This window comes from Enterobacter sp. BIGb0383, assembly GCF_003751845.1.
Taxonomy (GTDB): Bacteria; Pseudomonadota; Gammaproteobacteria; order Enterobacterales; family Enterobacteriaceae; genus BIGb0383.
Genome location: NZ_RJKQ01000002.1, coordinates 236066 through 251578, shown reverse-complemented (window position 1 = coordinate 251578; position 15513 = coordinate 236066). Strand labels below are relative to the sequence as shown.

Genomic DNA, 15513 nt, shown 5'->3' with positions numbered 1-15513 from the left:
AAAGCGTGACTGCCGACGCAACATAACAAAAATGTATCTTAGTTGTTAAATCCAGGCTTGCACATGCTTGTCTATACAAGTATAGGTATTTAAACATACCGCATCGATCCGGAGGATCCCAATGTCGCAACGCCCTTATCGTCAGCAGGATATTCGCGCCCCGCGCGGCACCACGCTGACGGCCAAAAGCTGGCTCACGGAAGCGCCCCTGCGCATGCTGATGAACAATCTTGACCCGGAGGTCGCGGAAAATCCGCACCAGCTGGTGGTGTACGGCGGGATTGGCCGGGCCGCACGCAGCTGGGAATGCTATGACGCCATCGTCAAAGCGCTGACGGCGCTGGAGGCCGATGAAACGCTGCTGGTACAGTCCGGCAAGCCGGTCGGGGTCTTTAAAACCCACGAAAACGCGCCCCGGGTGCTGATCGCCAACTCCAACCTGGTCCCGCACTGGGCGACCTGGGAACATTTCGACGAGCTGGATGCGAAAGGGCTGGCGATGTACGGCCAGATGACCGCCGGAAGCTGGATCTATATCGGCAGCCAGGGAATTGTGCAGGGGACCTATGAGACCTTTGTCGAGGCCGGACGCCAGCACTATCAGGGCAAGTTGCAGGGGCGCTGGGTGCTGACCGCTGGCCTTGGCGGAATGGGTGGGGCGCAGCCGCTGGCCGCGACCCTGGCCGGGGCCTGCTCCCTGACGATTGAGTGTCAGCAGAGCCGAATCGATTTTCGTCTGCGTACCCATTATGTCGATGAGCAGGCCGATTCCCTCGACGACGCGCTTGCCCGAATTAAGCACTACACCGCCGCCGGTAAAGCGGTCTCTATCGCTCTGTGTGGCAACGCAGCTGAAATCCTGCCAGAACTGGTGGCCCGCGGCGTGCGACCGGACCTGGTCACCGACCAGACCAGCGCCCACGACCCGCTACGTGGCTATCTGCCGACGGGCTGGCATTGGGAGGAATATCAGCAGAGGGCGGAATCCGATCCTGCCGGAACCGTGCTGGCCGCGAAGAAATCGATAGCCGCTCACGTCAACGCCATGCTGGCCTTCAGCCAGATGGGCGTGCCCACCTTTGACTACGGCAATAATATTCGTCAGATGGCAAAAGAGACGGGCGTCGAAAACGCCTTCGATTTCCCCGGCTTCGTTCCGGCCTATATTCGACCGCTCTTCTGCCGCGGCATTGGCCCGTTCCGCTGGGTGGCGCTTTCCGGCGATCCCGAAGATATTTATAAAACCGATGCCAAAGTGAAAGCCCTTATCCCTGACGACACCCATCTGCACCGCTGGCTGGATATGGCCCGGGAACGTATCAGCTTCCAGGGACTCCCGGCGCGTATCTGCTGGGTGGGTTTAGGCTGGCGGCAAAAGCTGGGGCTGGCGTTTAATGAGATGGTCCGCAGCGGGGAAGTCTCTGCGCCGATTGTGATTGGCCGCGACCACCTTGACTCTGGCTCCGTCGCCAGCCCGAACCGCGAAACGGAAGCGATGCGCGACGGCTCCGATGCGGTCTCGGACTGGCCGCTGCTCAATGCGCTGCTAAACACCGCCGGGGGCGCGACCTGGGTGTCGCTGCATCACGGCGGCGGCGTCGGGATGGGCTTTTCTCAGCATGCCGGGATGGTGATTGTGTGTGACGGAACCGACGCGGCGGCGGAACGCATCGCCCGCGTCCTGCACAACGATCCGGCCAGCGGGGTGATGCGCCATGCGGATGCCGGTTATGCTACAGCCATTGATTGCGCCGTCGAACACGGGCTGAATCTGCCCTCTGTCCCGGCCACCCAGGAGCCGCGTTAATATGCACTCACTTACTCTTATTGCCGGTCAGCTGACGCTGGCCCAGCTGCGTGAAGTCTACAGCCAGCCGTTGACCATCAGCCTGGACGACGGCACGGAAGCGGCTATCAACAATAGCGTGGCCTGCGTTAACGCCATTATCGCCGAGGGGCGTACGGCCTACGGTATTAACACCGGTTTTGGTCTGCTGGCGCAGACCCGTATCGCCACGGACGATCTGCAAAACCTCCAGCGCTCTCTGGTGCTCTCTCATGCCGCTGGCGTGGGTGAACCGCTCGATGATGCCTGCGTTCAACTGATGATGGTGCTCAAAATCAATAGCCTGGCCCGGGGTTATTCCGGGATCCGCCTTAGCGTCATCCAGGCGCTGGTGGCGCTGGTCAATGCCGGTATTACGCCCTGGGTTCCCGCCAAAGGCTCGGTAGGGGCATCCGGGGATCTCGCCCCGCTGGCGCATATGTCCCTGACCCTGCTGGGCGAGGGAAAAGCGCGCTGGCAGGGGGAGTGGCTGCCCGCCCGCGAGGCGCTGCAAAAAGCCGGGCTGGAGCCGGTCGTGCTGGAGGCCAAAGAGGGGCTGGCGCTGCTTAACGGCACCCAGGCTTCTACCGCCTTTGCGCTGCGCGGCCTGTTTGAGGCGGAGGATCTCTTCGCCGCAGCGGTTGTATGCGGGGCGTTAACCACCGAGGCGGTACTGGGTTCACGGCGGCCGTTCGATCCGCGCATCCACGAGGTACGAGGCCAGCGCGGGCAGATGGATGCGGCGGGGCTTTACCGCCATCTGCTCACCGACAGTAGCGCGATTTCACAGTCCCACCAGAACTGTAGCAAGGTCCAGGATCCTTACTCCCTGCGCTGTCAGCCGCAGGTGATGGGCGCCTGCCTGACTCAGCTGCGTCAGGCAGCGGAGGTGCTGCTGATCGAGGCTAACGCGGTGTCCGATAACCCGCTGGTCTTTGCCGACGAGGGAGAGGTGATTTCCGGCGGTAACTTCCATGCCGAACCGGTGGCGATGGCGGCGGATAACCTTGCCCTGGCGATTGCCGAGATCGGCGCGCTCTCCGAACGACGCATTGCGCTGATGATGGACCGGCATATGTCCCAGCTTCCGCCATTCCTGGTCAATAACGGCGGCGTGAACTCCGGGTTTATGATTGCGCAGGTGACGGCAGCGGCGCTGGCCAGCGAGAACAAAGCCCTGGCGCATCCGCACAGCGTCGACAGTCTGCCGACCTCGGCCAATCAGGAGGATCATGTTTCGATGGCCCCGGCTGCCGGGCGTCGTCTGTGGGAGATGAGCGCCAACACCCGTGGAGTGGTGGCGGTCGAGTGGCTGGCGGCCTGTCAGGGGATCGACCTGCGCGATGGCCTGACCTCCAGCCCGCTGCTGGAGGAGGCGCGTCGTCTGCTGCGCGAGCAGGTCAGTCATTATGACAAGGACCGTTTCTTTGCTCCGGATATCGACAGCGCGACGGCGCTGCTGGCGCAGCGGGTACTGAGCGGGCTGCTGCCCGCCATTCTGCCCAGCCAGATTACGGAATAAACAGGGTTTCGTTTTTGACTGCCGCAACGACGGCGGCGGTCAGGCGCGAGAGCTGCTGCGGGCTAATCATATAGGGCGGCATCAGATAGATTAACCGCCCGAAAGGCCGGATCCACACGCCCTGTTCAACGAAGAAGCGCTGGAGCGCGGCCATATTGACCTGATGGCGCGTCTCCACCACGCCGATGGCCCCAAGTACCCGCACGTCGGCAACCGTTTCGGCGTCGCGAGCCGGTTGCAGTTCGGCCTCCAGCTGAGCCTCAATCATAGCGACCTGCGTCTGCCACTCACCGCTTTCCAGTATCGCCAGGCTTTCCGCCGCCACCGCGCAGGCCAGCGGGTTACCCATAAATGTCGGGCCGTGCATAAAGCAGCCCGCTTCGCCGTTGCTGATGGTGTTCGCCACGTCGCGGGTGGTTAGGGTTGCAGACAGCGTCATCGTGCCGCCGGTCAGGGCTTTACCGAGGCAGAGAATATCCGGCGTAATGCCCGCGTGGTCGCAGGCAAACAGCTTCCCGGTGCGGCCAAAACCGGTGGCGATTTCATCGGCAATCAGCAAGATCCCTTCCCGATCGCACATTTTTCGCAGCCGCTTCAGCCACTCCGGATGGTAGATACGCATCCCGCCCGCACCCTGCACAATCGGCTCGATAATCACGGCGGCGATCTCTTCGCGATGGGCGGCCATCAGCCTGGCGAAAGCGACCATATCCCGTTCGTCCCACTCGCCGTCAAAACGGCTTTGCGGCGCGGGAGCGAAGAGATTTTCCGGGAGATAGCCTTTCCACAGGCTGTGCATCGAGTTATCCGGATCGCAGACCGACATGGCTCCGAAGGTATCTCCGTGATAGCCATTGCGGAAAGTGAGAAAACGCTGGCGCGGCTGGCCTTTGGCCTGCCAGTACTGCAGGGCCATTTTCATCGCCACTTCGACCGCCACCGATCCGGAATCGGCGAGGAACACGCACTCCAGCGCCTCCGGCGTCATCGCCACCAGTTTGCGGCAGAGATCTACCGCAGGTGGATGGGTAATACCGCCAAACATCACGTGCGACATCCGGCCAATCTGCGCCTGCATGGCCGCGTTCAGACGGGGATGATTATAGCCGTGGATCGCCGCCCACCAGGAGGACATGCCGTCAATCAGGCGCTCGCCGCTGGCCAATTCCAGCTCGCAGCCGTCGGCGGCAACCACCGGATAAACCGGCAGGGGAGAGGTCATGGAAGTGTAGGGGTGCCAGATATGCTGCTGGTCAAATGCGAGATCGTCCGGGGTCATAATCGACTTGTAAACCAAATTAAAAACATTTAGGTTTACAAGTATAACCCGAACCACAGTCTGATAACACCTTTTTGGAGAGGCCCCATGGCTCACCTTTCTCGCTGGACACTGTCGCAAGTCACCGAACTTTTTGAAAAACCGCTGTTGGATTTGCTGTTTGAAGCCCAGCAAATCCACCGTCAGCACTTCGATCCGCAGCAGGTGCAGGTCAGCACGCTGCTGTCGATTAAAACCGGCGCCTGCCCGGAAGACTGCAAATATTGTCCGCAAAGCTCCCGCTATAAAACGGGTCTGACCACCGAGCGTCTGATGGAAGTCGAACAGGTGCTGGACTCCGCCCGCAAAGCCAAAGCCGCCGGCTCTACCCGTTTCTGTATGGGCGCGGCGTGGAAAAACCCGCACGAGCGCGATATGCCGTACCTTGAGCAGATGGTACAGGGCGTCAAAGAGATGGGCCTGGAAGCCTGTATGACGCTCGGCACGCTCTCTCAGGATCAGGCCGAGCGGCTGGCGGGCGCGGGGCTGGATTACTACAACCACAACCTCGATACCTCCCCGGAATTCTACGGCAATATCATCACCACCCGCAGCTATCAGGAGCGTCTGGATACCCTGGGTAAAGTGCGCGATGCCGGGATCAAAGTCTGCTCCGGTGGGATCGTGGGCCTGGGCGAAACGGAGAAAGATCGCGCCGGACTGCTGTTGCAGCTCGCCAATATGCCGACGCCGCCGGAAAGCGTGCCGATCAATATGCTGGTGAAGGTCAAAGGCACGCCGCTGGCCGATAACGACGACGTCGACGCCTTTGATTTTATCCGCACCATCGCCGTGGCCCGCATTATGATGCCGACCTCGTACGTGCGCCTCTCCGCCGGGCGCGAGCAGATGAACGAGCAGACCCAGGCCATGTGCTTTATGGCCGGGGCGAACTCGATCTTCTACGGCTGCAAACTGCTGACCACCCCGAACCCGGAAGAGGACAAGGATCTCATCCTGTTCCGTAAACTGGGCCTGAACCCACAGCAAACCGCCGTCAGCGTGGGGGACAACGAGCAGCAGCAGCGTCTGGAGCAGGCCCTGCTTACCCCGGATACGGAAACCTACTACAACGCCGCCACCGTATGAGCTGGCAGCAACGTATCGATGCCGCGCTGAGTGAACGCCGCGCGGCACAGACCCTGCGCCAGCGCCAGCCGCTGATGCAGGGGGCTGGTCGCTGGCTGGACGACGGCACCCGGCGCTATCTCAATTTCTCCAGCAATGACTATCTTGGCCTCAGCCAGCATCCGCGGGTGATTGGTGCCTGGCAGGCCGGTGCGTCTCACTACGGCGTGGGCAGCGGCGGATCCGGCCACGTGAGCGGCTTTACCCATGCTCATCATGCCCTGGAGGAGGAGCTGGCCGGATGGCTGGGCTACTCCCGTGCGCTGCTGTTTATCTCCGGCTTTGCCGCCAACCAGGCGGTGATTGCCGCTCTGATGGGCAAGCCGGATCGCATTGTGGCCGATCGCCTGAGTCACGCCTCGCTGCTGGAAGCCGCCAGTCTCAGCCCGGCCGTGCTTCGCCGCTTTACGCATAACGATCCGGCCCAGCTGGCGAGCCTGCTGGCAAAACCCTGTGACGGCCAGCAGCTGGTGGTGACGGAAGGGGTGTTCAGCATGGACGGCGACAGCGCCCCGCTGGCGGAAATAGCCCGCGTCACCGACGCGGCGCAAAGCTGGCTGATGGTCGACGATGCCCACGGTATCGGCGTGACCGGCGACGGCGGGCGCGGGAGCTGTCAGGCGCAGGGCGTTCATCCTGAGCTGCTGGTGGTCACCTTCGGCAAAGGTTTTGGCGTCAGCGGCGCGGCGGTACTGTGCAGCGATACGCTGGCAGATTATCTACTGCAGTTCGCCCGCCATCTGATTTACAGCACCGCGATGCCACCGGCCCAGGCGGAAGCCCTGCGCGTGGCGCGGGCGATTATCGACAGCGACGAGGGCGATGAGCTGCGGGCAAACCTTGCGGACAATATTAACCACTTCCGCCAGGGGGCTGCGGTGCCGGACGGGCGGCTGACCGACTCGCAGAGCGCCATTCAGCCGCTGATTGTCGGTGAAAACGCCCGGGCGCTGGATCTGGCCCGACGGCTGCGGGAGCAGGGTTGCTGGACCACCGCGATCCGCCCACCCACGGTGCCGGTGGGTACGGCTCGTCTGCGTCTGACCCTGACCGCCGCGCATCAGCGCGGCGATATCGCCAGACTGCTGGAGGTCCTCAATGGCGAGGGTCGATAAATCGGCGGTCGCGGCGGCCTTTGGCCGTGCGGCGCAAAGCTACCATCAGCACGCTGAACTGCAGCGGGAGAGCGCCAGCCGACTGCTCTCGCTCTTGCCTGGGCGTAACTATGTGCAGGTCCTGGATGCGGGCTGCGGACCGGGCAGCATGAGCCGCTACTGGCGTGACGCGGGCGCGCAGGTCACGGCGCTGGATCTCTCTGAGCCTATGCTGGCCGAAGCCCGGCGTCAGCAGGCGGCGGATCGTTTTCTTCTGGGGGATATTGACGCGCTGCCGCTGGCAGACGGCGAAGTGGATCTGGCCTGGAGCAACCTGGCCGTCCAGTGGTGCGATGATTTGCGTCATGCCCTGGGCGAGCTGCGGCGGGTGGTCCGCCCCGGCGGCACGGTGGCGTTTAGTACCCTGGCGGCAGACTCCCTTGGCGAACTGAATCAGGCCTGGGCGACCATCGACACGCATCCCCATGCCAACCGCTTTTTGCCCGAGGCGCAGATCCTCGCCGCCCTTGACGGCTGGCGCGTGCAGTACGCCCTTTGCCCGGTCACCGTCTGGTTCCCCGATGCCCTGAGCGCTATGCGCTCTCTGAAGGGTATCGGCGCGACCCATCTGCACCAGGGGCGGCGTGAAGCCCCTTTGACCCGCAGGCAGCTCCAGCAGCTCCAGCTGGCCTGGCCTCAGCGGCAGGGACAGTGTCCTCTGACCTATCAACTTTTTCTGGGAGTAATGGTTTGTGATTAAGCGTTATTTTGTCACCGGCACCGACACCGAGGTCGGCAAAACGGTGGCCAGTTGTGCGCTGCTACAGGCGGCGGCCCGGCTGGGCCTGCGGACGACAGGCTATAAACCCGTGGCGTCAGGCAGCGATATGACGGCTGAGGGACTGCGCAACAGCGACGCGCTGGCCCTGCAGCGCAATAGCACCCCCCGACCGGACTACCGGCAGGTCAATCCCTATACCTTTGCCGAGCCAACCTCGCCGCATATCATCAGCGCGGCAGAAGGTCGGCCTATCGATCCGCAGGTCATGTCTGCGGGTCTGAGAACGCTGGAAAAACAGGCCGACTGGCTGCTGGTGGAAGGGGCGGGAGGCTGGTTTACGCCTCTGTCAGAGACCTTCACCTTTGCCGACTGGGTGGCGGCGGAACGTCTGCCGGTGATCCTGGTGGTTGGCGTGAAGCTGGGCTGTATTAACCATGCCATGCTCACCGCCCAGGCCATTTCTCAGGCCGGGTTAACCCTGGCGGGCTGGATCGCCAATGATGTCACCCCGCCTGGAAAACGCCACGCCGAGTATATGGCGACGCTGCAGCGGGTGCTGCCCGCGCCGCTGCTGGGGGAGATCCCCTGGCTTGAGGCGGCCCCGGAAGCGAGCGATATCGGGCACTATCTTGATATCAGGGCCCTGGATGGGGCGTCATCCAGCGAGAAAGCACCTGCTCATCCAGCTGGTTAACATAGCCCTGCGCGACGCTGCGTCCCTGATGCAGCAGGCAAAAACGGTTTGCCACCCGATGGATAAATGACAGGTGCTGCTCTGCCAGCAGCACCGTCATCCCGAAATCCTGACTCAGCCGAACGATCAGATTGCCCAGCTTATGCATAAAGGCCTGGCCAATTCCACGCGTCGGTTCGTCGAGGATCAGCAGGCGAGGGTGCACAATCAGCGCCCTCGCCAGCGCCAGCTGGTATTGATCGTCCTCTGACAATCCCGCCCCTTTCACCTGCCGCAGCGCGTAGAGTTCCGGAAAGAGCGTATAGATCTCGCCGGTAATGGCCCCCGCCGGTTTCGGCCCGGCCAGCATGGCGATATGCAGATTTTCTTCCACCGTCAGCTGGGAAAAAACGCGCCTGTCCTGGGCGACATAGCCGATGCCGATGGCCGCCCGATGCTCCGCAGAGAAATTCAGCAGGTCACGCGGGGCGCTTCCCGCGTCGTGCCAGAGAATCGTCCCGCTCTCAATGGGCAGGTGGCCGGTGATACAGTTCACCAGCGTCGTTTTCCCCATGCCGGGAAGCCCGATAACGCAGGTACACTCTCCCGGGGCTAAATCGAGACTGACGTTCCACAGCGTATGCTGGTTGCCGTAATACTGATTAACCGCGTGCAGACTCAACATAGGACTCTCCTCCGGTTTTTCGATGCGGGTGATATCAAGGCCCGGTTATCTGGCTATTTGCAAAATGCCTGTGACAAAACCTGCAAAATGCTTGCCAGAACCGTTAACCGGTGACAAAACCCGATCTTTTTCGGATCCTGCCGATAAAATATCGGGTAAAGCGGGCAGACGCCCGCCGAAACGGCGGCGTTTTGCACTTTCACAGTGCTGAATGATGTCGGGCGGTGGTGCAACGGGTTGGCGTGAGATCGCGGGCACGATCCCGCAGGATCCACAAGGACGCTTAGCGGTTAAATGGCAAAATTAAGCGATATTTTTTTTTTATGCTGTCACTTTGCGGAAAAAGGACAGACGAGGCGGAGGCCGCCGACTATGGCCTGCGGATAGTTATCCACTATTCCTGTGGATAACCTTGTGCATTAGAGTTAGAAAACTTGCGGTAAGCGAGAGAATACGCGGCCTGCGCATGAATTGATGGGAAACGCGGCTTTTAATTTTTATTGTTTATTATCAATATGTTATTTAAAAGCAATGGGTGTAAAGAAAGTGTCACCCGCTGCCACAAAACTTTCATGACCCGGCTTGACAAATGTTAAAAATAGAAAAAATTCTGGGGATAACCGGGAGGTGATGGTGTTTTATCCCGTCGCGGCGGAAATTTCACCCGCAATCGCAGGTTCTGCGCTCAAGGACCTGCGATCTTCTCGCCGGTTACTGTTTTTTCATCCAGTCTTTTTTACTGGCAAAATTGGCGGTGGAGAGTAGAATTAATCGCCTGCCCGCTAATTCCCTCATCAGGAAGCTGTACATGAGTAAACCGTTTAAACTGCACTCCGCTTTCCGTCCCTCCGGCGACCAGCCAGAGGCGATTCGTCGTCTTGAGGAAGGGCTGGAAGATGGCCTGGCGCATCAGACGCTGCTCGGGGTTACGGGGTCGGGGAAAACGTTCACTGTCGCCAACGTCATTGCCGATCTGCAGCGCCCGACGATGGTGCTGGCGCCGAACAAGACGCTGGCCGCGCAGCTGTACGGCGAAATGAAGGCCTTCTTCCCGGACAACGCGGTAGAGTATTTTGTCTCCTACTACGACTACTACCAGCCGGAAGCCTACGTGCCCAGCTCCGACACCTTTATTGAAAAGGATGCCTCGGTTAACGAACATATCGAGCAGATGCGCCTCTCGGCGACCAAAGCGCTGCTGGAGCGGCGGGATGTGATCGTGGTGGCGTCAGTGTCGGCGATCTACGGCCTGGGCGATCCGGACCTGTACCTGAAAATGATGCTGCACCTGACCCAGGGCATGATTATCGATCAGCGCGCTATCCTGCGTCGACTGGCGGAGCTGCAGTACACCCGCAACGATCAGGCGTTCCAGCGCGGCACCTTCCGCGTGCGCGGCGAGGTCATTGATGTCTTCCCGGCCGAGTCGGACGATATCGCTCTGCGTATCGAACTCTTTGATGAAGAGGTCGAGCGCCTGTCGCTCTTCGACCCGCTGACCGGGCATATCGAATCGACCATCCCGCGCTATACCATCTACCCTAAAACGCACTACGTGACGCCACGCGAGCGTATCGTCCAGGCGATGGAAGAGATCAAAGTGGAGCTGGCGGACCGCCGTAAGGTGCTGCTGGCTAATAATAAACTGCTGGAAGAGCAGCGCCTCAGCCAGCGAACCCAGTTCGATCTCGAAATGATGAATGAGCTGGGCTACTGCTCGGGCATTGAAAACTACTCGCGCTATCTTTCCGGTCGCGGTCCCGGCGAGGCACCGCCGACCCTGTTTGACTACCTGCCTGCCGATGGCCTGCTGGTGATCGACGAATCCCACGTGACCATTCCGCAAATCGGCGGGATGTATCGCGGCGACCGGGCGCGTAAAGAGACGCTGGTGGAGTACGGTTTCCGCCTGCCGTCGGCGCTGGATAACCGCCCGATGAAGTTTGAAGAGTTTGAGGCGCTCGCGCCGCAGAGCATCTACGTCTCCGCAACGCCCGGCAACTACGAGCTGGAGAAATCCGGCGACGAGGTGATTGACCAGGTGGTGCGTCCGACCGGCCTGCTGGATCCCATTATCGAAGTGCGTCCGGTCGCGACCCAGGTCGACGATCTGCTCTCCGAAATCCGCAAGCGGTCGGTGATTAACGAGCGCGTGCTGGTCACGACCCTGACCAAGCGGATGGCGGAAGACCTGACCGAGTACCTGGAAGAGCACGGCGAGAAGGTGCGCTACCTGCACTCGGATATCGATACGGTTGAACGTATGGAGATCATCCGCGATCTGCGCCTGGGCGAGTTTGACGTGCTGGTCGGTATCAACCTGCTGCGTGAGGGGCTGGATATGCCGGAGGTGTCGCTGGTGGCGATCCTCGACGCCGATAAAGAGGGCTTCCTGCGCTCCGAACGTTCCCTGATCCAGACCATCGGACGTGCGGCGCGTAATATCAACGGCAAAGCTATCCTCTACGGGGATAAAATCACCGCCTCGATGGAAAAAGCGATTGGGGAAACCGAGCGCCGTCGTGAGAAACAGGAGCGCTATAACGAGGAAAACGGCATTACGCCGCAGGGCCTGAAAAAAGACGTGGTGGATATTCTGTCTCTCGGCAGCAATATCGCGAAGACCAAAGCCAAAGGTCGCGGCAAATCTCGCTCACCGGTGCAGGAAGATACCGTTGTGCTGACGCCGAAAGCGATGCAGCAGAAAATTCACGAGCTGGAAGGGCAGATGATGAAGCACGCCCAGAACCTGGAGTTCGAAGAGGCGGCGCAGGTTCGCGACCAGCTACAGCAGCTGCGAGCGCTTTTCATTGCGGCTTCATAAGGCGCTTAATATTCCCTTAATCTTCTTCGCCGACACTGTCGGTGTTGAGATAAGGAGAAGAGTATGTCCGCAACGACCCTTCGTGAGTGGCTGGCGCTGAGCGCCAGCCTGCTGATTGTTGTCGGCTTTGCTGCTAACTGGATTATGACCTGGTAATTAGCGTTCGCGCGTGACCGGCTGTAGTCTGACCCAGGCCCGCACCCCAGGGAGCGGGCGGCGGTTTTGCAGAAAGAACTCCCCGTCGTGCAGCTGAACAATCCGGTTAACGATGCTTAACCCCAGTCCGGTGCCGCCGTAGCGGCTGTCCATTCGCACAAAGGCTTTACTGAGCTCGCCGCTCTGGCTTTCATCAATGCCCGGGCCTTCATCCTCCACGGCCATAACCGGGCCGGAGCCGTCTACGCTTAGCGTTATCGCCGACTTTTCCGGGCTGTAGCGATGGGCATTTTCCGTCAGATTACGCAGTATTACCCGCAGCAGCGTGACGTCTCCCCGTACCTGGATATCCTGCGCGTTCTCGGGCAGCACCAGCCGCTGCTGGCGTGCAGCCAGCATGGTTTCCAGCTCTTCGCGCAGGGGCATCACCACATCCTGGATCAGCCAGACATGCTGATAGCTCCCCGCTGAGAATGACTGACCGACGCGGGCCAACTGCAGGAGCTGTACCACGCTGTCGGTCATCTGGTCCAGCCGCTGGAGCAGGGGATCAACGTCGATGCCTTTGCTGCGCGAAAGCAGCTCAAGATGCAGGCGCAGACCGGCCAGCGGCGTACGCAGTTCGTGTGCGACGTCGGCGGTAAACAGGCGTTCGCGATCGAGGGTGAGGGTCAGACGTTCGACCAGCTGGTTAATTGCGTGGGTGACCGCATCGACCTCGCTGATACGGCTGTGCAGTTCAACCGGGCAGAGATTATCCGGGCTGCGGTTTTCCAGCTCCTGCTGCAATTTTGCCAGTGGGCGGGTGATCAGCTTCACGGCCTGGTAGCACAGCGCCAGCGCCAGCCCGACAATCAGCATACTGGGGACCAGCAGGCTGGCGACCGACTCGCGGATCTCATGCTCGATGGATTTGTGGTAGTCGCGGCTGTGCAGGGCGCTTTCGACAAGAATTTGGATCTGCTCTTTGCTTTCGTGCCATAGCCAGAAGGCGCTGATCAACTGGCAAAAGACCAGGATCGCGCCGATAGCCAGCAGCAGCCGCTGGCGCAGGCTCCAGCTCTTGTGGTTCAGCTTAATCACTGGCGGCCTGCGTGGCTGTGCGGTGGGTGACCAGCATATAGCCAAATCCGCGCAGCGTGCGGATACGCGTTTTGCCGATTTTGTCGCGCAAATGGTGGATATGGACCTCCAGGGTGTTGGTCGAGGGTTCGTTATCCCAGCTGTAAATGTCGTTATACAACACTTCCCGGTGAACGGGGCTACCCGCCTTAAGCATCATGCGCTCCAGCAGAGCATACTCTTTTGGCGTCAGGTCCAGCTCTGTGTCATTCAGCCAGACCTGATGATGGGTCATATCGAGGCTGAGGCCGTCAACGTTAAGCCGGGTATCGCCCTGGTTATGCTGACGACGCAGCAGGGCGCGAATGCGGGCATTGAGCTCGTCGAGGGCGAAGGGCTTAATCAGATAATCGTCGGCGCCGGTATCCAGCCCGGCAATACGGTCGCTGACCGTATCCCTTGCGGTTAAGATCAGCACCGGCAGAGCCTGTTTTTCCCGGCGTATGCGGCTTAAGAAATGCAGACCGTCTTCATCTGGCAGGCCAAGGTCCAGCACCAGCAGGCTGTAATGGCCGTTAGCCAGACAGAGGGCCGCTTCACGCGCCGTGGAGACGCCATCGCAGACGTAACCCTCGCTCTTCATTGCCATCATCAGGCCCTGCAGCAGCAGAGCATCATCTTCAACGACCAGTATCTTCATTTACCGACTCCGGTGCAGGGGGCCAGGATATCGTCCGCGGCCTGGTACTCTTTGGTGCTGACGCCCATTATACCCAGCAGGGTGGAGAAGAGATTATCCTGGGAATAATTCTGCTCGCCCGCACGCTTTTTCAGGCAGGTATCGCTGACGCCGTAGCGTTTCTGATAGTCGTCCGACAGCCACATCACCATCGGGATATGCTTTTGCTCGTCCGGCGCGATGGACCAGGGCAGGCCGTGCAGGTAAACGCCATTCTCACCCAGCGATTCGCCGTGGTCGGAGAGATAGACCAGACTGGTGGTAAATTTATCCTGCTTTGACTGCAGTAATTTAATTGCTTTATCAACAATATAGTCGACGTACAGAATACTGTTGTCGTAGGTATTGGTCAGCTGTTCCTGGGTACAGGACTGGATCTGATTGGTGTCGCAGGTTGGCGTGAACTTGCGGAACGCGGGTGGATAACGGTTGTAATAGGTCGGGCCGTGACTGCCGATAGTGTGCAGGACGATCACGCCATCTTTTTGCAGGCCGTCGATATACTCGCTCAGACCGTGGAACAATACTTCGTCGTAGCACTCGCCGTTAATGCACTGGCCCGGCAGCTTCAGGGCGTTCATATCCTGGCTCGGTACCCGATCGCAGGCGCCTTTACAGCCGCCGTCGTTTTCATTCCACAGGACCTGAATTCCCGCACGCTGGATGATATCCAGCAGGCCTTCCTGATGTGCTGCCAGCTGGTCGTCATAATTCTTACGCGGCATATTTGAGAACATGCACGGCACGGATACCGCCGTGGCGGTGCCGCAGGAGGCCGTTTTCGGGAACCAGACGACGTTGTCCTGGCTCAGGCGCGGATTCGTCTCACGCGGGTAGCCGCCGAGGGAAAAATTGGCTTCGCGGGAGGTTTCGCCGACGATAAGAATGGTCAGGTTCTTGCGCGGCCCCTGCTGCATTCTGGCCTGCTGCTGTGCATCTTCGCCTATTTTAACCAGCGGCAGGTTGCTCAGACGGTTATGCGAATACCAGGAGTAGCTGGCCGCAATGCTGTTTGACGGGCTGAGGGACTTCACCAGCTCTTTGTTGTTGCGAAACAGGGAGGCGTAGTCCTTATAGAACATCAGTGCAATCAGGATAATTACCGCGATGGACGCCAGGATGCTTAGCCCTTTACGGGCCGCTTCGCGCCAGGCGGAAACCGGCTTTTTAACCTTCACCCACCAGGCCAGGGCAACCGCCGCAACGCCGGTGATCAGCATCGTTGCAATCATGCTCGGCGACATCAGAGCAAAGCTCTCCGCTGCGGTCGTGTCGAGGATATTGGTCACCATCGAGCGGTCGATAATGATGCCGAAGCTCATAATAAAATACTGCGCGCTGGCACAGAGCAGAATAAACAGGCTGATCAGCAGCCGGTCCAGGCGGACAAACGAGGCCAGGGTTACCAGAATATTGATCACCGCAAAGGCGACGAGCGGCATCGACAGAAACACCAGGGCGTTATGCAGTGAATCGACCGGCAACAGCGCGAACGCCTGGCGGTAATAGGCAATATTCAGCACCAGCGAGATATACAAAGAAAACAGAACAATAAACGTCAGGCGACCGAGGGTCGGGCGACGAAAGGCAAGTAAGCGCATACTTATGACTCAGTAATAAATATTGCGCTTAGGGTCGCAGGAGTAGTTTAAGACAACCTTAAGATGGGGAAGCAATAAGCAACAGGGCCGATAACCGGCCCCGAT

At 60.0% G+C, this 15513-nt stretch carries 12 protein-coding genes; 7 read left to right on the top strand and 5 right to left on the bottom strand.

Annotated elements, in window-relative coordinates; translation table 11 throughout:
• Positions 1–121 precede the first annotated feature (121 nt).
• Complete coding sequence (gene hutU, locus EDF81_RS09540; RefSeq protein ID WP_123347917.1) at positions 122–1807, top strand: urocanate hydratase; 1686 nt, start codon at positions 122–124, stop codon at positions 1805–1807.
• Between the two features lies 1 nt (position 1808).
• Positions 1809–3347, top strand: coding sequence for a histidine ammonia-lyase (gene hutH / locus EDF81_RS09535; protein ID WP_123347916.1), 1539 nt, complete (start codon positions 1809–1811; stop codon positions 3345–3347).
• Here hutH and bioA read toward each other — a convergent pair.
• Positions 3337–4626 (bottom strand): adenosylmethionine--8-amino-7-oxononanoate transaminase, encoded by a 1290-nt coding sequence (gene bioA / locus EDF81_RS09530; RefSeq protein ID WP_123347915.1) that lies wholly within the window; start codon positions 4624–4626, stop codon positions 3337–3339. The genes hutH and bioA overlap by 11 nt on opposite strands.
• An 87-nt stretch (positions 4627–4713) precedes the next feature.
• On the opposite strand from bioA, the gene bioB reads away from it, so the two are divergent.
• Genes bioB through bioD form a run of 4 tightly spaced genes read left to right on the top strand, consistent with a single transcriptional unit; the run spans position 4714 to position 8362 of the window.
• Entirely contained in the window at positions 4714–5754 is a 1041-nt protein-coding gene (gene bioB, locus EDF81_RS09525; protein WP_123347914.1) for a biotin synthase BioB, read from the top strand.
• Entirely contained in the window at positions 5751–6908 is a 1158-nt protein-coding gene (bioF, locus tag EDF81_RS09520; RefSeq protein WP_123347913.1) for an 8-amino-7-oxononanoate synthase, read from the top strand. Before bioB ends, bioF begins: the two co-directional genes overlap by 4 nt.
• On the top strand, positions 6892–7647 hold the full coding sequence (bioC, locus tag EDF81_RS09515) for a malonyl-ACP O-methyltransferase BioC (RefSeq protein WP_123347912.1): 756 nt from the start codon (positions 6892–6894) through the stop codon (positions 7645–7647). The genes bioF and bioC overlap by 17 nt, the downstream gene beginning before the upstream one ends.
• Positions 7640–8362 carry a dethiobiotin synthase gene (gene bioD / locus EDF81_RS09510; protein ID WP_123347911.1) on the top strand — a complete coding sequence of 241 codons (723 nt, stop codon included), beginning with the start codon at positions 7640–7642 and terminating at the stop codon, positions 8360–8362. The genes bioC and bioD overlap by 8 nt, the downstream gene beginning before the upstream one ends.
• On the opposite strand, the gene EDF81_RS09505 is transcribed toward bioD, so the two are convergent.
• The gene (locus EDF81_RS09505; protein ID WP_123347910.1) at positions 8304–9026 is read right to left on the bottom strand and encodes an ABC transporter ATP-binding protein; all 723 of its coding nucleotides are present in this window, start codon (positions 9024–9026) and stop codon (positions 8304–8306) included. The genes bioD and EDF81_RS09505 overlap by 59 nt on opposite strands.
• 808 nt (positions 9027–9834) lie before the next feature.
• Here EDF81_RS09505 and uvrB point away from each other — a divergent pair.
• The gene (gene uvrB / locus EDF81_RS09500; RefSeq protein ID WP_123347909.1) at positions 9835–11850 is read left to right on the top strand and encodes an excinuclease ABC subunit UvrB; all 2016 of its coding nucleotides are present in this window, start codon (positions 9835–9837) and stop codon (positions 11848–11850) included.
• Positions 11851–12006: 156 nt separating this feature from the next.
• On the opposite strand, the gene pmrB is transcribed toward uvrB, so the two are convergent.
• The 3 genes from pmrB to eptA are packed head-to-tail and all read right to left on the bottom strand — an operon-like array spanning position 12007 to position 15408.
• Complete coding sequence (gene pmrB / locus EDF81_RS09495) at positions 12007–13089, bottom strand: two-component system sensor histidine kinase PmrB (protein WP_123347908.1); 1083 nt, start codon at positions 13087–13089, stop codon at positions 12007–12009.
• Positions 13082–13768, bottom strand: a complete 687-nt coding sequence (gene pmrA / locus EDF81_RS09490; RefSeq protein ID WP_123347907.1) for a two-component system response regulator PmrA — start codon at positions 13766–13768, stop codon at positions 13082–13084. The genes pmrB and pmrA overlap by 8 nt, the downstream gene beginning before the upstream one ends.
• Complete coding sequence (eptA, locus tag EDF81_RS09485) at positions 13765–15408, bottom strand: phosphoethanolamine transferase EptA (protein ID WP_123347906.1); 1644 nt, start codon at positions 15406–15408, stop codon at positions 13765–13767. The genes pmrA and eptA overlap by 4 nt, the downstream gene beginning before the upstream one ends.
• Positions 15409–15513 lie beyond the last annotated feature (105 nt).

Excerpts from the sequence above, each read along its gene's own strand:
- bioF (WP_123347913.1), top strand. The coding sequence starts at position 5,751 with ATGAGCTGGCAGCAACGTATCGATGCCGCGCTGAGTGAACGCCGCGCG.
- pmrA (WP_123347907.1), bottom strand. The coding sequence starts at position 13,768 with ATGAAGATACTGGTCGTTGAAGATGATGCTCTGCTGCTGCAGGGCCTG.
- bioB (WP_123347914.1), top strand. The coding sequence starts at position 4,714 with ATGGCTCACCTTTCTCGCTGGACACTGTCGCAAGTCACCGAACTTTTT.
- eptA (WP_123347906.1), bottom strand. The coding sequence starts at position 15,408 with ATGCGCTTACTTGCCTTTCGTCGCCCGACCCTCGGTCGCCTGACGTTT.
- bioA (WP_123347915.1), bottom strand. The coding sequence starts at position 4,626 with ATGACCCCGGACGATCTCGCATTTGACCAGCAGCATATCTGGCACCCC.
- bioC (WP_123347912.1), top strand. The coding sequence starts at position 6,892 with ATGGCGAGGGTCGATAAATCGGCGGTCGCGGCGGCCTTTGGCCGTGCG.
- hutH (WP_123347916.1), top strand. The coding sequence starts at position 1,809 with ATGCACTCACTTACTCTTATTGCCGGTCAGCTGACGCTGGCCCAGCTG.
- hutU (WP_123347917.1), top strand. The coding sequence starts at position 122 with ATGTCGCAACGCCCTTATCGTCAGCAGGATATTCGCGCCCCGCGCGGC.
- EDF81_RS09505 (WP_123347910.1), bottom strand. The coding sequence starts at position 9,026 with ATGTTGAGTCTGCACGCGGTTAATCAGTATTACGGCAACCAGCATACG.
- uvrB (WP_123347909.1), top strand. The coding sequence starts at position 9,835 with ATGAGTAAACCGTTTAAACTGCACTCCGCTTTCCGTCCCTCCGGCGAC.